This is a genomic window from Thermatribacter velox, assembly GCF_038396615.1.
Classification (GTDB): domain Bacteria; phylum Atribacterota; class Atribacteria; order Atribacterales; family Thermatribacteraceae; genus Thermatribacter; species Thermatribacter velox.
Genome location: NZ_CP121689.1, coordinates 2184388 through 2205319, shown reverse-complemented (window position 1 = coordinate 2205319; position 20932 = coordinate 2184388). Strand labels below are relative to the sequence as shown.

General features: G+C 47.0%; 21 protein-coding genes and 1 tRNA gene. 17 read left to right on the top strand and 5 right to left on the bottom strand.

Translation table 11 applies throughout. The features are described from left to right. Positions 1-14: 14 nt before the first annotated feature. A complete protein-coding gene (locus QBE54_RS11080) occupies positions 15-146 on the bottom strand; it encodes a hypothetical protein (protein WP_369018244.1) in 132 nt (43 codons plus the stop codon). A gap of 182 nt (positions 147-328) precedes the next feature. Between QBE54_RS11080 and QBE54_RS11075 the strand changes: the two genes are divergently transcribed. The 10 genes from QBE54_RS11075 (at position 329) to QBE54_RS11030 (ending at position 8972) form a co-directional block, all read left to right on the top strand. Further along, a complete protein-coding gene (locus QBE54_RS11075; RefSeq protein WP_369018243.1) occupies positions 329-1219 on the top strand; it encodes a DUF4097 domain-containing protein in 891 nt (296 codons plus the stop codon). Beyond that, positions 1219-2031 carry a tetratricopeptide repeat protein gene (locus QBE54_RS11070; protein ID WP_369018242.1) on the top strand — a complete coding sequence of 271 codons (813 nt, stop codon included), beginning with the start codon at positions 1219-1221 and terminating at the stop codon, positions 2029-2031. Before QBE54_RS11075 ends, QBE54_RS11070 begins: the two co-directional genes overlap by 1 nt. Before the next feature lie 67 nt (positions 2032-2098). After that, positions 2099-3331 carry a M16 family metallopeptidase gene (locus QBE54_RS11065; protein ID WP_369018241.1) on the top strand — a complete coding sequence of 411 codons (1233 nt, stop codon included), beginning with the start codon at positions 2099-2101 and terminating at the stop codon, positions 3329-3331. Beyond that, positions 3328-4581 (top strand): M16 family metallopeptidase, encoded by a 1254-nt coding sequence (locus QBE54_RS11060; protein ID WP_369018240.1) that lies wholly within the window; start codon positions 3328-3330, stop codon positions 4579-4581. Before QBE54_RS11065 ends, QBE54_RS11060 begins: the two co-directional genes overlap by 4 nt. A gap of 357 nt (positions 4582-4938) precedes the next feature. Next, a tRNA-Pro gene (locus tag QBE54_RS11055) sits at positions 4939-5016 on the top strand. A 313-nt stretch (positions 5017-5329) separates the two neighbouring features. Next, positions 5330-6169: a carbohydrate ABC transporter permease gene (locus QBE54_RS11050; RefSeq protein WP_369018239.1), complete on the top strand. Its 840-nt coding sequence runs from the start codon at positions 5330-5332 to the stop codon at positions 6167-6169. Continuing rightward, on the top strand, positions 6166-7041 hold the full coding sequence (locus tag QBE54_RS11045; protein WP_369018238.1) for a carbohydrate ABC transporter permease: 876 nt from the start codon (positions 6166-6168) through the stop codon (positions 7039-7041). Before QBE54_RS11050 ends, QBE54_RS11045 begins: the two co-directional genes overlap by 4 nt. Positions 7042-7116: 75 nt before the next feature. Continuing rightward, on the top strand, positions 7117-8376 hold the full coding sequence (locus QBE54_RS11040) for a sugar ABC transporter substrate-binding protein (protein ID WP_369018237.1): 1260 nt from the start codon (positions 7117-7119) through the stop codon (positions 8374-8376). Between the two features lie 194 nt (positions 8377-8570). Next, complete coding sequence (locus tag QBE54_RS11035; RefSeq protein ID WP_369018236.1) at positions 8571-8750, top strand: hypothetical protein; 180 nt, start codon at positions 8571-8573, stop codon at positions 8748-8750. 75 nt (positions 8751-8825) lie between these two features. After that, positions 8826-8972, top strand: coding sequence for a UPF0236 family transposase-like protein (locus QBE54_RS11030; RefSeq protein WP_369018235.1), 147 nt, complete (start codon positions 8826-8828; stop codon positions 8970-8972). Positions 8973-9057: 85 nt separating this feature from the next. Here QBE54_RS11030 and QBE54_RS11025 read toward each other — a convergent pair whose 3' ends face one another. From QBE54_RS11025 to QBE54_RS11010, 4 genes are all read right to left on the bottom strand, one after another. Next, positions 9058-9576 carry a TM1812 family CRISPR-associated protein gene (locus QBE54_RS11025; RefSeq protein ID WP_369018234.1) on the bottom strand — a complete coding sequence of 173 codons (519 nt, stop codon included), beginning with the start codon at positions 9574-9576 and terminating at the stop codon, positions 9058-9060. Next, on the bottom strand, positions 9489-9887 hold the full coding sequence (locus tag QBE54_RS11020) for a TM1812 family CRISPR-associated protein (RefSeq protein WP_369018233.1): 399 nt from the start codon (positions 9885-9887) through the stop codon (positions 9489-9491). The genes QBE54_RS11025 and QBE54_RS11020 overlap by 88 nt, the downstream gene beginning before the upstream one ends. Positions 9888-9947: 60 nt before the next feature. Further along, entirely contained in the window at positions 9948-14234 is a 4287-nt protein-coding gene (locus QBE54_RS11015; protein WP_369018232.1) for a PLAT/LH2 domain-containing protein, read from the bottom strand. A gap of 281 nt (positions 14235-14515) precedes the next feature. After that, entirely contained in the window at positions 14516-15046 is a 531-nt protein-coding gene (locus QBE54_RS11010; protein WP_369018231.1) for a hypothetical protein, read from the bottom strand. A gap of 157 nt (positions 15047-15203) precedes the next feature. Here QBE54_RS11010 and QBE54_RS11005 point away from each other — a divergent pair, with 157 nt between their 5' ends. The 7 genes from QBE54_RS11005 (at position 15204) to QBE54_RS10975 (ending at position 20926) form a co-directional block, all read left to right on the top strand. After that, complete coding sequence (locus QBE54_RS11005; protein ID WP_369018230.1) at positions 15204-15524, top strand: ArsR/SmtB family transcription factor; 321 nt, start codon at positions 15204-15206, stop codon at positions 15522-15524. A gap of 7 nt (positions 15525-15531) precedes the next feature. Further along, complete coding sequence (locus QBE54_RS11000; RefSeq protein WP_369019446.1) at positions 15532-16704, top strand: permease; 1173 nt, start codon at positions 15532-15534, stop codon at positions 16702-16704. A gap of 22 nt (positions 16705-16726) precedes the next feature. Beyond that, entirely contained in the window at positions 16727-16978 is a 252-nt protein-coding gene (locus tag QBE54_RS10995; protein ID WP_369018229.1) for a thioredoxin family protein, read from the top strand. A 181-nt stretch (positions 16979-17159) separates the two neighbouring features. Further along, the gene (locus tag QBE54_RS10990) at positions 17160-17480 is read left to right on the top strand and encodes a ferredoxin family protein (RefSeq protein ID WP_369018228.1); all 321 of its coding nucleotides are present in this window, start codon (positions 17160-17162) and stop codon (positions 17478-17480) included. A gap of 110 nt (positions 17481-17590) precedes the next feature. After that, positions 17591-18139 (top strand): hypothetical protein, encoded by a 549-nt coding sequence (locus QBE54_RS10985; RefSeq protein WP_369018227.1) that lies wholly within the window; start codon positions 17591-17593, stop codon positions 18137-18139. A gap of 253 nt (positions 18140-18392) precedes the next feature. Then, positions 18393-19379 carry an autoinducer 2 ABC transporter substrate-binding protein gene (locus QBE54_RS10980; RefSeq protein ID WP_369018226.1) on the top strand — a complete coding sequence of 329 codons (987 nt, stop codon included), beginning with the start codon at positions 18393-18395 and terminating at the stop codon, positions 19377-19379. Positions 19380-19417: 38 nt separating this feature from the next. Further along, a complete protein-coding gene (locus tag QBE54_RS10975; RefSeq protein ID WP_369018225.1) occupies positions 19418-20926 on the top strand; it encodes a sugar ABC transporter ATP-binding protein in 1509 nt (502 codons plus the stop codon). Positions 20927-20932 lie beyond the last annotated feature (6 nt).

The window sequence follows — 20932 nt, the reverse complement described above, 5'->3', positions numbered from 1 at the left end:
CCCCCTTCAGAGACTTACAATACGGAGGGTATAGGATTACCTTTTTGCAAGGCAGGGGAGAATTTGGAGAGATATCCCAGCCATTCTGCTTCTGAAGGCACTTCCCGCCATTTTCCAATTCTTCTAAAATCCCCTTTTCGCTGCATCATTTGCTCACGAAAAAGGAGTATTTGGGAAAAACTGCCCGTAGTGAGGAAACTCGAGCAAAATTATTCAGCAAATTCCAGCCGAATAAACCACCCTACTCTGACCAATAGCTAATTTATCCACACATTTTATTTTCCCAACAGTACGTGTTAAGATTGATATACAAGAAGGGGGTGTTACTATGAAACTCCTGAAGGCATTGCTGTTTTTCGCCCTGTTTTTAATGTTCCTGGGCACGTCCCTTTGTTTTGCACTGGAAGAAAGGGTAGAAAGAACTTTTTATCTGGATGGGCCAGGCAAGCTTTCCATTTCAACGGTGGTGGGAAACATAGAAATTGTTACTCACAAAGAAAACACTATCCAGATGACGGCCACCAAGAAATTGGTGGGTCTACCAACCGATGAGGCACGAAAAATTCTTAACGCTATCAAAATCAAGACTGAGCAGGTGGGAAATCAGATATTTATAAAATCCGAATATTTTCCCATGGGATTTGCCAAATTCTGGTTTGACTTGAAACAGCTCTTAACCTCAGGAAAAACAAGCAACCTGGAAATCAAATATCGCCTCCTGGTTCCTGCAGAAACAGAAATAAATTTTTCTACAGTAAGTGGCGAAGTGAGCATCCAAAAAACTCGGGGTCGCTGCACCGGCAAAACGGTCAGTGGTTCGGTGATATGCGAAGAAGTGGAAAAAGAATTGTCCATCTCCACAGTGAGCGGAAAGATGAAAATTGCAGGTCAGGGTAAGCTGTTCTTAAAAAGCGTAAGTGGAGATGTCTGGGTTGATGTTCAAAAGAGCGAGCAAGCTCAGAACCTGATAGTTTCAACAGTCAGCGGCAAAGTAACCGTTGTTTTACCCGAAAACACCTCTGTCAACTTATCAGTAAAAACCGTTTCAGGAAATTTTGATTCTGAATTTCCGATACTGCTTGAAGGGGATAATCGCGTTTCTGATAAGCGGTTCCAGGGCAAAATTGAAGGTAGCGCCCGGCAAATCGTAAACTGTAAAATAGAAACCGTCTCCGGCAACATCAGTTTGCGCAAAAAAGAGGAGGTAACCTATCTTTGATGACCAAAAGATTTTTGGGAGCAATGCTGCTGGCCTTACTGGGTATCTCCAGTACCGCCTGTGGAGCAGAAAACGTTTGGCAAGCAAAAATTGTTGATTTCGTTGAAAAGATTTCTGCCTGGGGAGAACCAATCATACTGGAGAACACAACCCTTGTTCCCTTGTTTGGGTTACGCCTGCAAACCAAGGAAGGGGAAATATTGGTTGAAGCCACACCTCAGGTAGTCCTGGTTCTGGAAGCCGAAAAGTTCTACACTATAAACCTTGAAAGCGAGTCCTTGCCCTCCGAAATAACGGCTGAAGAAATATATAACGCGCTTCTAATCAGCGCCCAAAAATACCTCGCTAACAATGACTTCGAGAAAGCAAGAGCGTTACTCGAGAAAAATATCTCTATGTTCCCAGAAAAAGCTGAAAGCTATGCCTTACTTGGCAAGGTGTTTTTCAAGCTGTATCAGAACGCCCCGGATAGCCTGGAAAAAGAAGAGTACGGGGTTAGAGCCTTTGTGGAGTTTGCCAGGGCACTTGATATTGACCATCAAAACCAAGAAGCACTGCTTGCCCGAGCCCGAGCAAGATTAGAAGTGCCAGAACCCTTAGGAAGCCCTGAACTGGCCATTGAAGACCTTTCCCAGGTAATTCAGCAAAATCCTGACCGGCCTGAAGCCTATATCTTACTCGGCAAAGCTTACCTTGCTCTAAACGACCCCGAAAGAGCAAAAATCAATTTTCAGAAAGCGCTGGAACTCGCCCCTGAAAACGCAGAGGCGAAAGAAGCTCTTCTCCAAATTGAGAAAAACCCGCAGAATTAAAAATATCGCCTATTCCAGAGCCGTTCCAGGAAAGCTATAATAAAGCAGGTGATCTGGCTTGTTTATAATGGACTATACCAAGAAAATTTTGCCTTCCGGAATGCGGGTTATTTTTAGAAAGATGGAATCACCGCTGGTAGCACTTAACCTTTGGGCTAAGGTAGGCACTAAAGACGAACGACCGGAAAAAAACGGTATTTCCCATTTCTTTGAACACATGGTATTTAAGGGAACCCAATCTTTTCCACAAAACACTTTAGCAAGGAAGGTGCAAGCCCTCGGAGGATCCATAAATGCTGGAACTTCGCTGGATACAACTAATTTCTATCTGGTTCTGCCTGGTGAAGAATGGGAAGCTGGCATCAGGATTCTTGCTGAACTGGTCACGAATCCCCTTTTTGAAGCAGAGGACATTGAAAAAGAAAAGCTGGTAGTTCTGCAAGAAATCAACATTGACGAAGATAACCCCGAAGAACGTTTGATTCATCTCCTTTACCAGGAAGTGTTTGCTGAAACACCCTATGGCATGCCCATCCTGGGCAAAGAAGAAACTGTAAAGACATTTACCCGCGAAGACTTGTTAGAACACAAAAGACGTTACTACCACCCTCTTAACCTTTCCTTTGTGGGAGTTGGAAACATTGAAGAAAATGAGTTTTTTTACCAAGTTGAAAAGGCTTTCTCTGAAACTCCTTTTTCTGAAATCCCTTGGACAGTTCAATCCTCAAAATGGTGCTTCAAACCTGGAAAGTTTTATCGGGAAGCGAAGGATGTACAGCGATTTTATGGAGCAATAGGTTTTCCCTGTGCCAGTTTGAAAAGCGAGGATTTTTATGCTTTACGCTTTGCATCCGTGCTACTTGGAGAAGGTCTTGGTTCAAGATTAAACATCTCCCTCCGAGAAGAAAAACAACTGGTCGACGCTATCCATACTTCGTATTCCTATTACGAGCGGGCGGGTTTGTTCGGCATATTTTATTCTTTTTTGAAAGGTGACCCACTTCAGGTCCAAGAAGCAATCTGGAAGGAGATTGAACTGCTCACCAATTCCCTCTCTAAAAAGGAACTGGAGCGAGCTCGCAATTTGCTTAAATCATCGCTTTACCAGGTAGCAGAAACTACCCTGGGAAGCAGCGAACTCTTGGGTCGTCTCGATGTGATAGACACTGCAGATAGAGTCCTTAATTATTTTATGTACCTTGAAGGTATGCAAGAAGAGAAAATTCAGGAAGTTATTACCAAGTATTTCAAGCCAGAACAGGCAACACACATTGTCATATCTCCGGAAGGGGCCACATGAAAGAAATAGTTAAACGCGTACAGGAAAAACAACTCAAAAATGGTCTTAAACTTATTCTTTTACCGGTTGCAAGAAGCTTCACATTTACAGTAAACGTCTCTTTGTCTCTGGGTAACCTCTATGAAGAACCTGCAAAGCTCGGAATTTCTTCTCTTCTTCAGGAAAGCATTCTTAAAGGCACCCAGCACAGAAATGCTTCCGAGTTCGCCAAAACTCTGGAAAGTTTTGGTGCTTCGGCTCGAAGCAGTGCCAACTACTTCACTGGCAAATTAATATTTGAAGGCCCTGCACAAAACTGGCAGGCTATCCTGGAACTTTTCTTTGAAGCAATTACCAAACCAGCTTTCCTGGAAGAAGAAGTGGAAAAAGAAAAGAACTATGCGCTCAGTGTGCTGGCTTCACTGGACGATGACCCACTCAAAGCGGCTTTTATGCGCTTTAAAAAAGCTTTCTTCGGTGAACATCCCTATGCTTTCTCCAGCCTGGGCAAAATCGATACCCTTCAGAACCTCAGCAGAGACGAGATCCTAAACTGGTACCAGCGTGTTTATGTTCCTAACAACATGGTAGTCGCAATAGCCGGTAATTTTGAACCTCAGAAATTGTTGGAAGCATTTGAATTACAAACTGAAAATCTTCCACCATTACCAGCTCCCGAAATACAGGGGGGAAATTTAGAGAATTTTCGTCCCGGTTCCCAGAAAATAATAGAACGTAAGAAGATTAAAGACAGCTGGTTAGTCCTGGGCTATCCTGCACCCAGCATTACGGATTTCAAAGGAAAAGTAGCATTCGACATTGTAAACAATCTACTGGGAGGTTCAATGTACTCCCGTCTATTCCTAAAAGTCCGCGAAACAGAAGGCTGGAGCTATGAGGTAGGTTCAATATTTTTGCCTCTTGTAGGTCCATCCTTTATCTGTGCTTACTGTGGTTTTCCTGCGGTCTATTTTGATAAAGCGGTAGCCACGCTCCGCAAGGAATTCCAGGAAGTAACAAATCTAAAGCGGGAAGAGTTTGAAGAAACCAAAAACTACACCCGAGGAACCCTTTTGCAAAGCCTGGAAACACCATCTGGACTTGCTGCACTTTTCTCTTTCTATGAAAAAATAGGTTTAGGATGGGATTTTGTATTTCGCTACGAAGAACTGTTGCGAAAGATTAAGCTTAACGAAGTGAAAGATATATATGCTTCCTACATAGGAAGCAAAGAGGCAATAGGAGCAGTAATTCCAGAAAGTCAACAGTAAAACATCTATAACCAACACAATGATCTCTTTTAAGAATAAAAGCTAACTTTGGCCGAGCTCAAGTAAACCCCAACTTAAACTTTCAAAAAAATTTAAAAATTTTCCTTTAAGGGTGGTTGACAATAATTAAAAAGCAAATATAATATCTCACGGCAAGAGTGAATGAATTCAAAAATTGAAAAAGTGAATAAAGGTTACCCCCACAAGCACCTCCTTAAATAGAAGTCTTTCCCCTCCTTGCACCTAAGGGAGGCTGGTGAAAGCCAGCCTCCCTTAGGTGTTTTTAGGGGAAAAATCGAAAGCTAAAGGCGCCTCTGACTTCACAAGATATTCCTACTCTGGTATAATCCTGGCCGTCGGGGCGTAGCGCAGCCTGGTTAGCGCACCTGCCTTGGGAGCAGGGGGTCGGCCGTTCAAATCGGCTCGCCCCGACCAGGTTAAAAGTTCCTCAAAAAGCTAGCTCCAATTGTCGTAAATCCTACCTTCAGCCCGAGCGATGGTTAGTCAGGTAAATAATACCGAGATAAAATCTTGGTTATTTTGAGACGATTTCCACTTAAAGAAAGATGTTTTCGTTGCGGACAACCCAACATACGCTCCTTTAAAAACAAAGAACATTTCACAGGATTGACAAAATTGAAAAGTTTGTGCTACATTGACATCGATGACATAAACGGGTGTGAAGCTTATGTCCTCAAGAATAAGGAGAGGGATTGCGTTTTACTTTATCCTTCCAGCTTTTATATGCATGCTTTTCGTTCATATCATTCCCATCCTGTGGGGCGTATACATTGCCTTTATCGACTTAGACATCTACACAATTACCCAATGGATGAAAGCGCCTTTTGTAGGACTCCAAAACTTTTTTACCGTTTTCTCACCTGCTACTGACACAGGCATAAGGTACCTGCGCTCAATCTGGAACGTGGTTTATTTTGGGCTAGTTACCATCCCAGCAGGGTACGTAATTGGCTTGCTCGTGGCTCTTCTTCTCAACAGAGAATTCTCTGGCAGAACCATCGTAAGGGGCTTAATCTTGCTCCCCTATATTACTCCTGATTCCGTGGCTTACAACGTATGGAGATTTATTTTTCAGGCCCGCATTGGCATTGTAAACAAATATCTCCTCGCTTTGGGGCTTATAAAAGAACCAGTTCTGTGGCTGGTGGGCGATCGAGCCATTTATACCGTAATGATTGCTAGTATATGGAAGGGGTGGCCTTTCGCTTGCCTTATTCTGCTTGCAGGTCTCCAGAATATTTCTCGAGAACTCTATGAAGCGGCAAAAATCGATGGAGCATCTTCGTTCCAGCTTTTCCGATTTATTACCTTTCCTCTATTACGTCCTGTAAGTGCAACTTTGCTTTTGCTTTCGGCCATCTGGAACTTTCACGCTTTCAATCAGTTTTATATCCTACTTGGAACCGATCCAGGAAAAGCTCATGTGCCATCGACCTTTATCCTCCAGGAAGCTTTTACTAACTTCCACTTAAGCCGAGGAGCGGCAATGTCGGTTTTTCTGACTGTGCTTATTTTCCTGATGACCGCCATTGTCATTTATGCCCGCAGAGGGAGAGAAAGAGAGTGAAAAAAGCACTTAAGAAAGTATTCTCCAAGCTTTTCTTCTATGTTGCTCTTTTCATAGTGCTTGCTGTTGTTCTTATTCCCTATTTATGGATGGTTTCGGGATCCTTCAAAACCACTCTTGAAATTCAATCTGCAGATGTCACCAAACCAGAATTATCCCCCAGCTGGATTCCTCGAAAATTTACTTGGGAAAATTATCTCAGGGTTAATAGAACAGTTCGTATGCTGGATTACTTCCGCAACAGCCTCATAATCAGCATAGGCACCATGATTTTCTCGGTTATTATTAGCCTTTTTGCAGCCTATGGGTTATCCAGGTTCAACTTTTCCTGGAAACATGGATACACGCTTCTAACTCTTTCCACTCAAATGTTTCCTGGAATATCTTTCCTTATACCTTACTTCATGATGTTCGTCCTTATAAGATATTATCTGGGTATCCCCATGCAAAATACCTACTGGGGGATGATTTTTACCTACACCTCTTTTGCGCTGCCCTTTTCCGTCCTTATGCTACGCAATTTCCTTGACTCTATCCCTCGAGAAATAGACGAACAAGCCCAAATTGATGGCTGCACTCCTTTTGGCGCCTTAATGAGGGTAATTCTTCCTCTTTCAAAACCTGGCATTGCAGCAGTAGGAATTTATTCATTCATCATGGCCTGGAATGAGGTGCTCTTTGCTACGGTTCTCACTGGTCGAGAAACAAAAACTGTCGCACTGGGACTCCTTGAATATATAACTGCCCAACAGGCCCGCTGGTCAGGAATGATGGCCGCCTGTATTCTGGTCTCAATTCCCGTTTTGATACTTTTCAGCTTTATGCAGAAGTACATTATTGAAGGCTTGGTAGCTGGCGCAACAAAGGGATAAAGGAGGTGAGAAAGTTTCAGACCAAAAGAATAATCAGTTTGCTCCTACTTAGAACTCAAAGAAAGGAGGATCAAAATGCGTAAATTGCTGATTTTGATTATGGTTTTAATGTGTGTTGTGTTGATACCGATGGTCCTGACGGCTAAAGAAAGTATTACTTTCTGGCTCATGCCTAATGCACCAGATGAAACACATATTCCCTGGCTCGAAGAAAAAGCAAAGGAGTTTGAAGCTCAAACCGGTTACAAAGTAAACTTTGAGATCATCGGGTGGGGGGAAGCATGGCAAAAAATTTCCGTTGCCCTTGCTTCCCAGAGTGGCCCAGATGTGTTCCAGGTTGGCACAACCTGGAATCCTCAATTTGCTGCCACAGGAGGACTCGAGAAAATCGACATTGCTGAGTTTGGCGGTAAAGAAGCATTTATGGAAGCAAATTATATTTCCACAACCTACAAAGGTGAGAGCTACGGTGTACCCTGGTTTGCAGAAACTCGCTGTCTTTTCTACAACAAAGAAATGTTTTCCGAAGCAGGCGTGCAACCACCAAACACATATGAAGAACTCAAAGCGGTTGGCAAAAAAATAGTGGAAAAATTTGGCGAAGGTTCCGCCATAGCAATCGCTGGAACCAATGCCTGGGACCTTTTGCATAATTGGGCAATTGTTCTCTGGGCCTATGGCGGAAACTTGCTTACCCCCGACAATAAAAAAGCTGCTTTCAACGACGAAGCAGGGATTGAAGCCATGAAATGGTACGCAAGCCTCATAGTTGAAGGTCTCGCTGCCAAGGCCTGTGCAGAATACAACCAGCCCCAGGCTGACGCAGCCTTTATCAATGGAAACGTAGCAATGTGCTTCATGGGACCCTGGAACATCGCTGGCATTGAGCAAGAAAATCCGGATCTGCCTTACGACGTAGTAGAGCCCCCTGCTGGTCCGGTGAAAAGAGCCTCCTTCTCTGGAGGAAGCAACTTGGTAATCCTGAAGGGAAGTCCCAACAAGGATGCTGCTAAAGAGTGGATCAAATTTTTACTCAGCAAAGAAAATCTCGTGGACTACACCAAAAATCTCTCCCACATGCTTCCCGCCAAAATCGAAGCTTTTGAAGACCCCTATTATGACACCGGTGTATGGAAAGTTTTTAAGAAAACTTTGGGATACGCCACAGCATATCCACCTCTCGCTGTTTGGGGAGATATTGAAAATGCGGTTGTCCAGGAATTTCGAAATATTCTCACTGCAGTTGCAAGCGGTGAATATTCTGAAGAAACCGTGAAAATGTATCTTGATAAGGCAGCCGAAAGGGTCAACCAAGCCCTGGCCAAAGAGCGGTAAACACCAGTTACAGCCGCAGCGAATATAATAAAAAAGTCTTCAAGGGCTTTGACTTTGGCGTTAGTGTAAATTTATTGTAGGTCTTTAACAACCAGAGAAAAATAAAGAGACCTCACCATCCAGAGTATGGTATAAGAGTGTTGTTTATACACAAGAAGCACAACAAATACCACAACCTGTGGAGGTGAGGTCTCATGAACATAGTACAACAAATTCTCAAAGGATTCCAGAGGATGCTGGAAGTATCTCTGGAGTTACTGGAGAAAGGAATCAACTTTCAGGAGTTTGAAGAAAAGCTCTGGGAAATCATGCACAGTACTGGCAAAGATATTCTGAAAGCAGTTCTGGAGGCCAGGGATCAGGAAATCTATTAGGAGAAAGCCAAAAGAGAGGGTTTCAAAGTAATCCGCAGGAATGACCCAAGGACCATCCTGACCCTCTTTGGCGATTTGCATTACCGAAGAACCTACTACCAGTATCAAAACACCGGAGAATACCAACATCTCCTCCCTGAAGAGCTTGGTTTCAGAAAAAGAAGAAGAATTGACCCCGTATTAGATCAAAATTCCATGTCCCTGAAATTGGGTACTGGTTAGATCATGATTCTGTCCCTGAAGTCTTCTTTGTTTATTCTTTAACTTCTCTTCAAGTAAGTCAATTGACAACTCGTCAAGTCTCCTTTTACAAACGACGAGTTTTCCCGTGAAGCGTATGGGCAATGGCAAGGTAGAGCCATACCGGAGCCTGGCCGGTGAGAACAACGTCATTTCCTTCTCCGGCGAGAGATTGTGCTTTGTCAAGGTAATCAGGCAGCTCATCCAGTTTGGCAACCTCACCATAGAGCTCTTTCAGGTTGATAACCACACGACGCCCATATACCACATGGTCAGCCGTGCCCTCAAGAAGCGACTGCAACCATGTGGGAATCTCCTCAGCCTTATTCTTAATGGTGCTCATTCTGAGTGGTTCTTCAATCATTGCACAGTGGGCAAGAGTATTGCGCAATTCCACAAGTGAGGACCAGATTTTGGTGAGCTCCTGCGAACTTGGAAAGGAGCCATACCACTCTGGAACTCCGACCTCTTCCTTCCGCAGGCGCCTGTATGCGTTGTTCAGAGCTTCTTCTGCCCCTTTGCGTTGTTCTCTGGAAAGCCAGGAACCCCCTCCCCACGCTGCAGGATGACCCAGCTCACCAACCACTCTCTGGCCAGGGTCACTGCCTGGACGATCAGTCTCCTCCGGAGGCAGTAACGTATTAACTCGAGTTGATGGTGTAAATTCTTAGTGTCCAGGTCCTCAGGATGGTGGTAAGCCAGGCTCTGTACCTCTTCACGTAATGGTTGCACGACCACAGCAAAAGGTGGTGACCAGTGTTGTATCTCTTTTAGTGCTTCATCAAGCAAAGGCAACAGTCGATGTGCATAGTGCATGACGTCCAGGGGACGGCTCAGGTGAAGAGCTTTAGAAAGCTCTCGCAAACATCCTGTCCAGGATACGGAGAAGAACTCCATCCAGCGCTCCTCGATTTCTTTGCGATGACCGGCATTCAGGCGGTGACTCCCTAAGGGATTCTACGGCTCAGGGAGGAGACAGACGTTGACGAGAATGCTCCCTGCCTGGATGATGGTCTCAAGGAGGGGCTCGTAGACATCGAGGGCGTATCCGGTGTCGGTAACCGGGTCATGGGGGAGGATATTAAGGAATCGGTCGCTGCGATAGATGGGGTGGCCTTCTTCTCGCCAGTATTTGACATTGGCCATGGCGAGAGGAAGTAAAACCCCCAGGGGGTAATCGGGCACTCCAGGTTCGAGGTCGGTAACCCCCAGGCTCTGGTAACTGATGACGTGGTCGGAGAGGTTGGGGCTCAGGGGATTGTTCCCCACGGCAAGCGTTTTGAGGTTTGAGAGCGCAAGCTGGCACGATGCAGGGTTATCTCCCTCCAGATAATCGATGATTTGCTCCACAAGTTCCTTTCCCTTTTGTAGCAGGAGATCGATCTGGTGGAGGCTTCGGTCATTCCTCCCCAGTTCGTTGAGGAGGACGACTTTGTACGCCTGGGCTACAGCCTCTTCCATGACACCTGGAAGTTTCAGTGACCACCGGTAGACGTCGTAGAGGGTCGTGAGCGCCTCTACGGTGCCGTGTGCCAGGGCTGGCGTATAGCCAAAGCGTTGCAGGATGTCTTCTGCGTTCTCCAGGTAGGATCCGGTGCATTCTGAAAGCGTGTCCACAAGGTAGCCATCGGGCGAGGCGCCGAAGATGGAGAAGAAGCTCACCCCGTAGTCAATGGCCAGCAAAGCGGCGTTGGTAGGGTCAGGCTTGAGTTCCGCCAGGTACTTCCGGATGGTTTGGGCGCACAGAAACACATCGGTCTTCCCTTTGAGGGGATAGAGGGCCACTGCCTGGAGTGCCTCCTTCCGGTAATGCGCCCATTTTAGCGGGAACACCCAGACCACCCTTTCCTTCACGTCCTGGCCCTGCTGGATTTTCACCAGAAAACGCTCTGGACGGACAAGATTTGCCGTATCGAAACCCACTCCCCACTCGGGTTCGGGGATGTAGGGTGGTTTCCGCTTCCTTCCGGAAGAAGGCTGAGTACCGACGAGACTGCCATCCTGTCGGTAGACCTCTATCGTCTTCGCGCCGTCACTGCAGGTGAAGTAGAACCGGTCAAGATTCTCGGGGAGGATGAACACCGTATCGCTCACCTCAATGAGGTTGTAGCTCTTGCGGTCTCCTTCAAGGATGATTCCCGCCGGGTAGGGACTGGCAACAGGGGTAAACTCAGCATAGGTTTTGTGGTCTTCTTCATCGAGAGCCAGCCACCGGTTGGGGACAAACACCCATTCCTTCTGGGATCGGGTGTCCTGGACTTTCAGGCCCCCAACAAACCAGCCAGGTCGGTCACCAGAGTTATCGTGGAGGAGCGCGATGTGGTCGAGATCCTTCACTTCCCTTCCCGTGACCTGGAAGACATCGATTTGACCCCGCTCCATGGTGGGTTCTCTGCCGGAGAGTTCCATGACCCCTGAACCGTAGACCACCCCTTCTTGCTCACGAGGTTCGTAGAGTGCCAGGAACACCCGAGCGTCAGTGCCAGCATTCTCCAGGTCCCCGGTGAACACCTCCACCCTGTAGGTGGTGGTGTTCTGCCGCACAAATGCCGGGGGAATGGTGACCCGGCGTCCACCAATAACTCGCTCCATGTCGACAGCCACTTCACGGGTGATGCTGGATTCCCGGAGCCGGTCGTCGGTCACCGTGAGCGTTATGGGGAGAATCTGGGGGGCAGAAAATGCCCGCGCAAATTCCCTTACCTCCAAGGGTATTCCACCGGGCCACGACCACGTGTAGTTCACGATCACCCCGTCAGGGTCCCGAGAAGGACTTCCGTCAAAGGATGCGACGCGAAAGTGGGTTGTCTCATCGTCGACGAGGACAAAATCAGGGTTTGGCGGGGTGTTGGGTGGAAGCGGCAAAATGAAGCGAGGCGGTGTGAAGGTGGAAGGACGGAGAATCGCCGCCGCGCTTGCCTGCGGAAAGGTGAAGGGGATGTCCCAGCTCCCTTTGAGAGGAGGAGCGACTACTCGCTCTTTGGCGCTTCCAAGTCGGGGCTGAAACTCAAAGAAGCGCTGCGGTGTCTCCCAAGTAAGGTGGAGCGAAAGTGATGAGGCAGGAAAACCAGGCGCAAGACCCTGGACCCGGACCGTATAGGTGTCCGTTTTCTCGAAACGGAGGCTCTGGGTGATATCATTCCCCGCAGCATCGAAAACCCTAAGGTACTCCTGGATTTCCTCGGCGGAAAGGTACCACCATCCTCGTTCCGGATCCTTCTGAATCCGGACCTCAAAAGCATACTGAGGCTTTACTGGAAGTGGCGCTTCAAATAATGCCTCGGCCTGCCCGCGGCGAGAGGTCACCCGGAGCGTCACCGATGCGGGGATGGTGTACCCGTTCCACTGGGGCTGCATTTCTTCCCCATAGAAGAGCCGTGTCAGGGAGAACGTTCCATGAAGGACTTCGCCTCGTGCGATTCGTCCTGGCCAGGCATCGCCCTGAGAAAACTGGAGATTGGTGGTTTCAAGGTCAAAGCGCAGATCATCGATGTCCACTGGAGAATGATTCCTGAGGGTCCAGTTGAGAACGAGCACATCCCCGTCGTCCTGGTACCGGGAAACCGTCAGCTCAAGAGGGTTGGGCAGTGGGACCACCGTCATGGGGAAGACTTTCCGGGCAGGTCCCAGAGAGGCCACAAGAGCAATCGCTTTCGGAGTGCCCCCCTCAAGTCCTGGCGTGAGCCAGGTGTACGAGAGTCTTTCCTCGCCTCTCGTGATGCTGACCGCTTCCACGCTCACGGTGAGAAGTTCCTCCAGGGGCGCCAGGGTCTTGAAACGGAGCTTTGTGGGGATATCCTCGAAGACCTCGTAGAGGCTTTCCCCGTGAGGGGATACCTCCACGAGTTCCACCGGAAGTGGAAAGCTTTCCCCGGAAACGTCAAAGGCAACAAGCGCTGGTTTCTCGATGCCCGACTCCCTTTCAAACTGGTTGTAGAGGAAGGTGAACCCTTTTCCCTGGTAGACAAAGACACCTTCCCCTGGGTCGTACCCGGAGGGGAAGGTGTAGACAGCGGTGATTTCTCCCTGGGGCAGGTTGTAGCGGAAGACGAGGTGACCATCGGAAGAGGAGGAAAGGAGTTCCCGTCTCTCGATAATCCGACAGTGCGTCACGCTGACCCCGGGGGGCCAGAGCACCTTTTCCTGCAGGCGCTCTCCAGAAGCAGAGAGAACCTGGAGGGTGGTTTCTTCCGGTCCGGTCTCTTCGATGACCCCAATGTTCCCGTCTTCGAGGAAAAACGCTTGAAGCGTGGTTCGTCCCCGGGGCGCAAAGGTGCCCAGAGGGGTGAGGGAATCCCCTCCATCGGCGACCAGGAGGTGAAAGTTTCCCCGCTCGTCTTCAATCCCGAGAAGCACCCTGCCATTGAAGGCGTCAAAGAAGTGGAGTGATGAGGGAGAAAGGCGCAAGGGGAGCCCAAGGCCAGAGAGGTGGAAATATTTCCCGAGTCTGCCCCTTTCGTCGAGAAATGCAAGCCGTACACCTTCAGCGTCCCCGAAGAGCACAGGGAGGATACCACCCGGGAAGGTCCACCGGTTCTCCCAGGTGTGTCCGGCATACTCCGGAAAGAAGAAAGGCCTCTCGTCGTCCAGCTGTTTAAGGGGGAGAGTACTGCGGGTTGGGACGGAAAAACCAAGGTAGCCGCGGGGGTTGTGGGATTCATCCATGGTGGGGAAAAGGACGAGGTCTCCCAGGGCCACAATGGTGCTACTCGGAACCAGATGGCTGAAGAGAAGTTCCCCACTCTGGAGGTCAAAAATGTGGAGGGTCTCTCTCTCACGGGTAACGAGAAACCCCCCTTCAGTTACGAGCACCAGGGTCCCGGGGAAGGTGCTCTCCTTCCAGTTTGCCACCGAGAGTACATTTGTTTTTATGTCTTTCCCCACATAGTATATGACATATCCCCGGTACAGGCCGTGGAGGATACACTTCTCTGGAAATTCCTGCCTGTGGAGCACTTCCTGGGTGGCCAGGTCCACAAGGACTAAGGTTCTCTCCCGGACCACAAAGGCCAGGAGATTTCCATCCTGCAGGACATCCTGGGGCCGGTCGGATGTTGAAGCGATGATCCTCGGAACACCTTCGGATACCTGCAGGGGTTCCCACTGGTAGATAACCTGAAAGAGGTGAGAGAAAGCGCCACTACCTTCCTGGGCGTAGAGAGGAGAAGGCGCGAAAGCAAGAATGCTCGCGAAAAGGAATGGAAAAATCCAAAAGGAAAGTAATTTTGAGAAACAGATCAGCATCTCTTTCCCCTCCCTTTTGCTATTTTAGCACTGGATACAGGCAGAGTAAATGTTCCCTACCAAAATTGAAGTTCTCGAAAAACTCTTATTATATATCCTCTCTGCGGTCACAACCGATGGTTACTCTGAAGAAAGGGTAAAATGGCTCTCGACAAGAGAGCTCAGAGGGTAGGTGGAGCCCTGGCCAAAGAGCGGTAAACACAAAAACCCGGGGACGGAGAAGTATGATACAGCACTTCTCTTGTCCCGGGTTTATCCTCAAAGCTGTGCCGTCCCTCAGTTCAGTAAATCCTCCATTCACCTTCGTATTTTCGCAAAAGCAAGGTCTCTGAATCGATTAAAAACTCATTTTCAAAGCAAACCCATTGATTAAAGGGAGAAACCTGGGGCGTCGATGGTGGCTCAGGGTATACATATTCTTCCTCAGCAGGAAGAGGATAGGGTATTATCCAGCTATTTTCACAAAAACCACAAACTTGCCGACTTTCCAGAGTTACTTCTGCCCATTCGCCTTTGACCAGAAGACGCACAATTTTCACCCCAAAAAGGGGTAAACTGCATACGCCTCCTGAGTATTCAGGTTGAGCCTGCAAAATGCCTTGAATGCGGGAAAAATTGGTCTCAAAATTCTGATCGTGTGGCCCTCCCGGGAAAAGACAATTCCTCGCTTCCTCGTAATCACCATCGAGCAAGGCATTACCGTAACGGTCAAGAAGCGCTTTAACTTCTACTTCTTCCGGCGTCAGTGAAAACCCACTACACCCAGCGAGAAGAACCAAGCCAAGCATGACCAGCACCAACACATTCTTCACAATCACACCCCCTTTCTTCATAGTTACGCAGAAAAAGAAAGAAAGTTTTAAAACAACGAAAAAAGCATTCACAAACCAGGTCAAAAGACTTGTAGCTTGTTTTACTATATGCTAATATGGTAATATAGTTCAAAAATTGGCTATCAGGAGGATAAAAATGGCCGCGGATGTCTATGAAATGTATGCTAATATCTTTCGGGCTCTGGCCCATCCCAAAAGAATCAAAATAATCGAACTCCTTGAGCAACAAGGAAAGATGTGCGTATGTGAAATAGTTGCCCAAACTCAAATTGACCAGCCTTCTGTCTCCAAACATCTGAGTATCCTCAAAAACGCTGGAATTATCGAAAGTGAAAAACAGGGGTTAAGGGTGGAGTGCTGGTTGAAAAGCCCCGTGGTTTCTGAATTGCTTAAAGGAGTTCAGGAAATCCTGAAAAAAGATATGGAAAGTCGCTATATTGCTTCTTTAAAGAGGTGATAGCATGCTGCAAAACAACTGGCAAAAACTTAGCATTATGGTTGCGGTTTTTCTAGTAGCATATTTCATGCCCCTTAACAGTCCCCGCTTCACGGGAGCCGTTCTTGAGGCCCTGTACATGCTTCAAGAATATGCACGCTTACATGTTTTAACCTGTCTCATCCCTGCTCTTTTCATTGCTGGCGCCATAGCCTACTTTATATCCCGTGAAGCAGTGATGAAATATTTTGGTAGTAAAGCTAAAAAATGGGTAGCTTACAGCGTAGCTTCTGTATCAGGAGCTATCCTGGCAGTCTGTTCCTGCACTGTGTTACCACTTTTTGCAGGCATTTACAAAAGAGGCGCAGGCTTAGGTCCTGCTATAGCCTTTCTGTACTCCGGTCCTGCTATCAACATCCTGGCTATCGCCATGACAGCCAGAATTTTGGGTGCGAGGCTGGGCTTGGCCCGTGCCATAGGAGCTGTGGTGTTCTCTGTGGTCATTGGCCTTTTAATGGCTACTATTTTTCACAAGGAAGACTCCGAACGGCTTCAGGGGTTCTCAATCCAGCAAAAACCAGAAACCGAAAAAAGGTCACTCGCTCAAACCCTTTTTTACTTCATCAATCTCATTGCCATACTGGTTTTTGCCACCTGGGGCAGGTCGGCACAACCAGGAGGCATTTTGAACGCAATTTACAGTATCAAATGGTACCTGGTCGTTCTTTTCCTTGGACTTTTAGCAATTATTCTTATTCGCTGGTTTGAACGGTTTGAGATCTCCATGTGGATAGAATCCACCTGGAGCTTTGCGCAACAAATTCTCCCCTTACTCTTTGTAGGTGTTCTCTTAGCCGGTTTCCTTACCGGAAGGCCAGGAACCGATGCCGGTATCATTCCAGCAAAGTATGTGCAACTGGTAGTGGGCGGAAACTCCATAAGAGCCAACTTTCTCGCTTCTATTATCGGTGCATTTATGTATTTTGCCACGCTCACTGAAGTACCCATCCTCCAGAGCCTACTTGGCTCTGGAATGGGCCAGGGACCGGCTCTGGCGCTTCTTCTTTCCGGACCAGCGCTGAGTCTGCCCAGCATGCTGGTCATAAACAGCATACTGGGCCCTAAAAAAACTTTTACTTATGTGGCTCTGGTGGTAGTCATGTCAACCATAGCAGGCTACATCTTTGGGGCAATATCTTAACGTTCAAGGGAGGTAGATAGAAATGGAAATCAAAATCCTCGGCATGGGCTGTCCAAAATGTAAAATGCTGGAAGAAACCACTCGCAAGGCTCTGCAGGAACTGGGCATTAACGCAGAGATTGAAAAAGTTCAGGACATCGAAAAAATAATGGAGTACAATGTCATGTTTACGCCAGGATTAGTCATAAACGGAGAAGTCAAAGTAGCCGGCAAAGTGCCTTCCAAAGAGGAAATAAAGAAAATTATCCAGGAATACAAAGAACAGGCTGGATAATAGAGAGGTAAAACAGGGGAGCAGAAAAATTGCCTTCTGCTCCCCCAAGGTAAAAAGAGCCCCATGAGCACAGCCTGAACACAAGAACGGTTAGGATGATTAGAGAGTTTTGTATATCATGTTTTGAAAAAGAAAAGTGCGGAAAAAGCCGCGAAATACGAGATCAAAAGGAAGGGTTAATATGAATTTACCCGAAAAATTTGCCTACTGGAAAGGGATACCCCGGCAGGAAATATACTGGTATCCCACCATTGATGAAAGTAAGTGTGCCGGATGTGGCATGTGTGTGACCACTTGCGGAAGAAACGTTTTCGACTATGACTGGGAAAAGAGAAAAGCAATCGTTGCCAGACCACTCCAATGCATGGTAGGGTGCACTTCTTGCCAGGTATGGTGTACATATAACGCCATATCTTTCCCCGATCCTCAGTACGTAAAGGATTTGATCAAAAAGAGAAACGTGCTGGCAACCGCAAAGAAAGAGCTTCTCAACCGTTTATGACCATCAATTCAAAATCTGTTTACAACCAATTCCTGGCTTCTTCACAATTTCGCCACATTAGAAAGCTATACTGAAAGCAGAAATGAAAAAACTAAAAAGAGGTGATTAAAATGAGGAAAAGCTTTTTCGGAATAGTTCTGGTAGCAGTTTCGGTGCTGGCCCTGGCAAGTGCAGCCTTTGCTCAGGGTAACCCCCAGAGTCCAAAATGGGGGCAGAAGCTAAGTGGTAAAGTGGTAGAAGTATCCGGGGCCATTGAGAAGCTGGATTTGGAAGCCCCTCAAACCGAAATCACAATTGTAACCAACGACGGAGACACAGTAGAGGTAGAACTGGGTCCAGTGTGGTTTCTTGAAGGGTTAAACTTAGAAATTGGCGATTTGATAACCGTATCCGGTGAGTGGGTCGATGAAGACACTATAGTAGCCTACCAGTTGAAAGAAGGTGAGACAACCCTTACCTTGAGAAGCGAAGATGGAACACCTCTCTGGAGCGGAAATGCTGAGGAAAGTCAACCCGAAGAGAGAAATACCTACCGTCACCAGAGTGGACCTCAGGATGGAAGTGGTAACCAGTGGAGAAACACCTGGCAGGAAAGCAACCAGAACACAAACCACAATCAACAAAACAATCGTCAAAGAGGACAAAACCGAGGAAGATAAAAGCGCAAAGCTAAACTCCCTGGAAAAATGCAGAGAGATACTCTCTGCATTTTTCCACCCCAAAATCACGACCTCAAAAAATCTGCCTTGATGGCTACAAGTAAAAGGACTGAGCTGCTTACACCCGACTTAAGGTGTGAAAAAGGAGAAAATCTCTTCGCTCTAAGAACATTTTCTCAGACCACCCATTGACACCCTAAATGAGGTAAGGTATAAACAAACTTAGTAGTACCAATAATGAGGGGGGGTAGTTATGCGTTTTAAGTCTTTGCTGGTTTTTCTGCTAATTGCTACAGTTTTGTTTGCTTTTTCCGGCTTAGCTCAGTCCAAATACAAAATAGCCTTTGTGCCCAAGTTGATTGGTATTCCTTACTTCAACGCCATGGAAGAAGGCGGCAAGAAAGCAGCTCAGGATTTAGATGTTGAATTTATCTATACTGGACCGGTAACTGCCGACGTTGCCAAACAAATAGAAGTGGTTGACAACCTGATTACCCAAGGAGTCGACGCTATTGCAGTAGCCCCTAATGACCCAGCAGCTATAACCCCGGTTCTCAAAAAAGCCAAAGAAAGAGGTATCTTGGTCCTAACCAGCGATACTGATGGAGCACAGGAAGTGCGTGACCTCTTTGTGAATCAGGCACTTCAGGATCAAATCGGCTATACCATAATGGATGAGTTAGCAAAAGCTATGAACTACGAAGGAGAATTTGCCATTGTCTCCTGCGGGCCAACCGCCTGGAATTTAAACACCTGGATTCTTTACGAATTGCAGCGGCTGGCTGAATATCCTAAAATGAAATTAGTCACTATTCGTTATGCCGAAGAAGACGTGCAACTGGCCATCAACGTAACTCTTGACCTTATCAATGCTTTCCCCAATCTAAAAGGCATCATTGGTCAGTGCAGCACCTCCGCACCAGGAGCTGCAGAAGCGGTAACTCAGGCTGGCAAAATTGGTGAAATCGTCGTCACTGGCCTATCAGTTCCATCGATGATGCGTCCCTACGTCAAAAACGGAGCGGTAAAAAGCTTTGTTCTCTGGGATCCTGTGGATTTGGGATACCTTACCGTGTGGGCTGCTAAATATCTCCTCGATGGGAACACCTTCGAAGAAGGTGTAGAATACGAAATACCGGGCATTTCTACCAAGCCCTGGTACATTGCCAAAGACAAAATGTTAGTTCTTGGACCACCAAAGGTCTTCGATGCAAGCAACGTAGATGACTACGATTTCTAAGCACAAGGGGGGTTACCCCCCTTGTCTTTTAAACGTAAATGAGCAACCAGCTTCTGAGCTGTCAGAAAATTGAAAAAACATTTGGTGGTGTTCGGGCTTTAAAGGGCGTTAATTTTTCTCTCCATGCTGGAGAAGTTCACGCTCTGGTTGGGGAGAATGGAGCTGGAAAATCCACTTTGATAAAAATAATCTCTGGAGCTTTGTTACCCGACGCTGGTGACATCTTTGTTAGGGGACAAAAAGTAAATATTTCATCTCCCCGCATGGCTCAGGAAATGGGTATTTCCACTGTTTACCAAGATCCCCTCATTTATCCGGCCCTGAGCGTTGTAGAAAACATCTTCTTGGGAAGAGAAATACGCACCCCTCGGGGCAATATTGATTGGAAAGCCCAAGAAAAAAGGGCTCAAGAACTTTTCCAATCTCTGGGTATTTCAGCCACCTTCCTACGCAAGCCTATAGGAGAGCTAAGCGTAGGACTGCAGCAACTGGTTCTGATTGCCAAAGCCCTGGCTTATGAATCCAAAATCATTATTTTCGATGAGCCAACTGCCATCCTCACTGAACACGAGGCAGAGAGATTGTTTGACATTATAAAACAGCTTAAAGAACAAGGAGTAGGTATAATTTACATAAGCCACCGCCTTGAAGAAATTTTCCAGATTGCCGATCGAGTCACGGTGCTCAGAGATGGTACAGTAGTTGGATGTTTTCCTATTCAAGAAGTAAAACGCGAGAAAATAATAGAACTTATGGCTGGGAAACTACTGGTTGAAGAAATTGAACGCGCCGGGCGTAAGAGCGATCAACCTCTCCTCGTGGTAAATTCTCTAACTAAGGCAGGTATTTATCGAAATATTTCTTTCGAAGTCTTTCCTGGTGAAGTGCTGGGCTTTTTTGGTCTGGTAGGGTCGGGAAGAACCGAGGTTGCACAAACTATTTTCGGTATCATCCAACCTGATCAGGGAGAAATTCTCTATCAGGGAAAACCCTTCCGGCCTTCTTCACCCCTGGAAGCCATGAAGCGAGGAATTGCCTATCTGCCCGAAGACCGAAAAGAACAAGGTCTATTCCTCATCCTTGATGTGGGTTATAACCTCACCATAAGCATACTGCCCATGATTTCAGGACCCTTGGGCACCGTAGATTTTCGCAAAGAAAGAGAGCAGGCCCAACGCTATATAAAGGAGCTTAACATAAAAACTCCCAGCATTAGAACCAAAGTTTTTTCTCTTTCCGGAGGTAATCAACAGAAAGTAGTACTTGGAAAGTGGCTGGGGGTTGAACCTCAAGTACTGATTCTCGACGAACCCACGCGGGGCATAGATGTTGCAGCCAAATCTGAAGTTCACCACATAATAGCCCAATTGAGCAAGCAAGGTATGGGGATAATGGTTATATCTTCCGAGCTACCGGAAATATTAAAACTTTCCGATCGAATAATCGTAATGCACGAAGGAGTTATTACCGGGGCTTTCTCCCGCGAAGAAGCCTCTTCAGAAAAAATACTCCGAGCGGCAACTGGAGAAAGAATGCTCCAAAGATAAGGGAGA

Coding starts and splice junctions, on each gene's coding strand:
- QBE54_RS11065 (WP_369018241.1), top strand. CDS start 2,099: ATGGACTATACCAAGAAAATTTTGCCTTCCGGAATGCGGGTTATTTTT.
- QBE54_RS11005 (WP_369018230.1), top strand. CDS start 15,204: ATGGCCGCGGATGTCTATGAAATGTATGCTAATATCTTTCGGGCTCTG.
- QBE54_RS11080 (WP_369018244.1), bottom strand. CDS start 146: ATGCAGCGAAAAGGGGATTTTAGAAGAATTGGAAAATGGCGGGAAGTG.
- QBE54_RS11020 (WP_369018233.1), bottom strand. CDS start 9,887: ATGGAGTTCTTCTCCGTATCCTGGACAGGATGTTTGCGAGAGCTTTCT.
- QBE54_RS10980 (WP_369018226.1), top strand. CDS start 18,393: ATGCGTTTTAAGTCTTTGCTGGTTTTTCTGCTAATTGCTACAGTTTTG.
- QBE54_RS10975 (WP_369018225.1), top strand. CDS start 19,418: ATGAGCAACCAGCTTCTGAGCTGTCAGAAAATTGAAAAAACATTTGGT.
- QBE54_RS11015 (WP_369018232.1), bottom strand. CDS start 14,234: ATGCTGATCTGTTTCTCAAAATTACTTTCCTTTTGGATTTTTCCATTC.
- QBE54_RS10990 (WP_369018228.1), top strand. CDS start 17,160: ATGAATTTACCCGAAAAATTTGCCTACTGGAAAGGGATACCCCGGCAG.
- QBE54_RS11075 (WP_369018243.1), top strand. CDS start 329: ATGAAACTCCTGAAGGCATTGCTGTTTTTCGCCCTGTTTTTAATGTTC.
- QBE54_RS11060 (WP_369018240.1), top strand. CDS start 3,328: ATGAAAGAAATAGTTAAACGCGTACAGGAAAAACAACTCAAAAATGGT.
- QBE54_RS11040 (WP_369018237.1), top strand. CDS start 7,117: ATGCGTAAATTGCTGATTTTGATTATGGTTTTAATGTGTGTTGTGTTG.
- QBE54_RS11070 (WP_369018242.1), top strand. CDS start 1,219: ATGACCAAAAGATTTTTGGGAGCAATGCTGCTGGCCTTACTGGGTATC.
- QBE54_RS11050 (WP_369018239.1), top strand. CDS start 5,330: ATGCTTTTCGTTCATATCATTCCCATCCTGTGGGGCGTATACATTGCC.
- QBE54_RS11035 (WP_369018236.1), top strand. CDS start 8,571: ATGAACATAGTACAACAAATTCTCAAAGGATTCCAGAGGATGCTGGAA.
- QBE54_RS10995 (WP_369018229.1), top strand. CDS start 16,727: ATGGAAATCAAAATCCTCGGCATGGGCTGTCCAAAATGTAAAATGCTG.
- QBE54_RS10985 (WP_369018227.1), top strand. CDS start 17,591: ATGAGGAAAAGCTTTTTCGGAATAGTTCTGGTAGCAGTTTCGGTGCTG.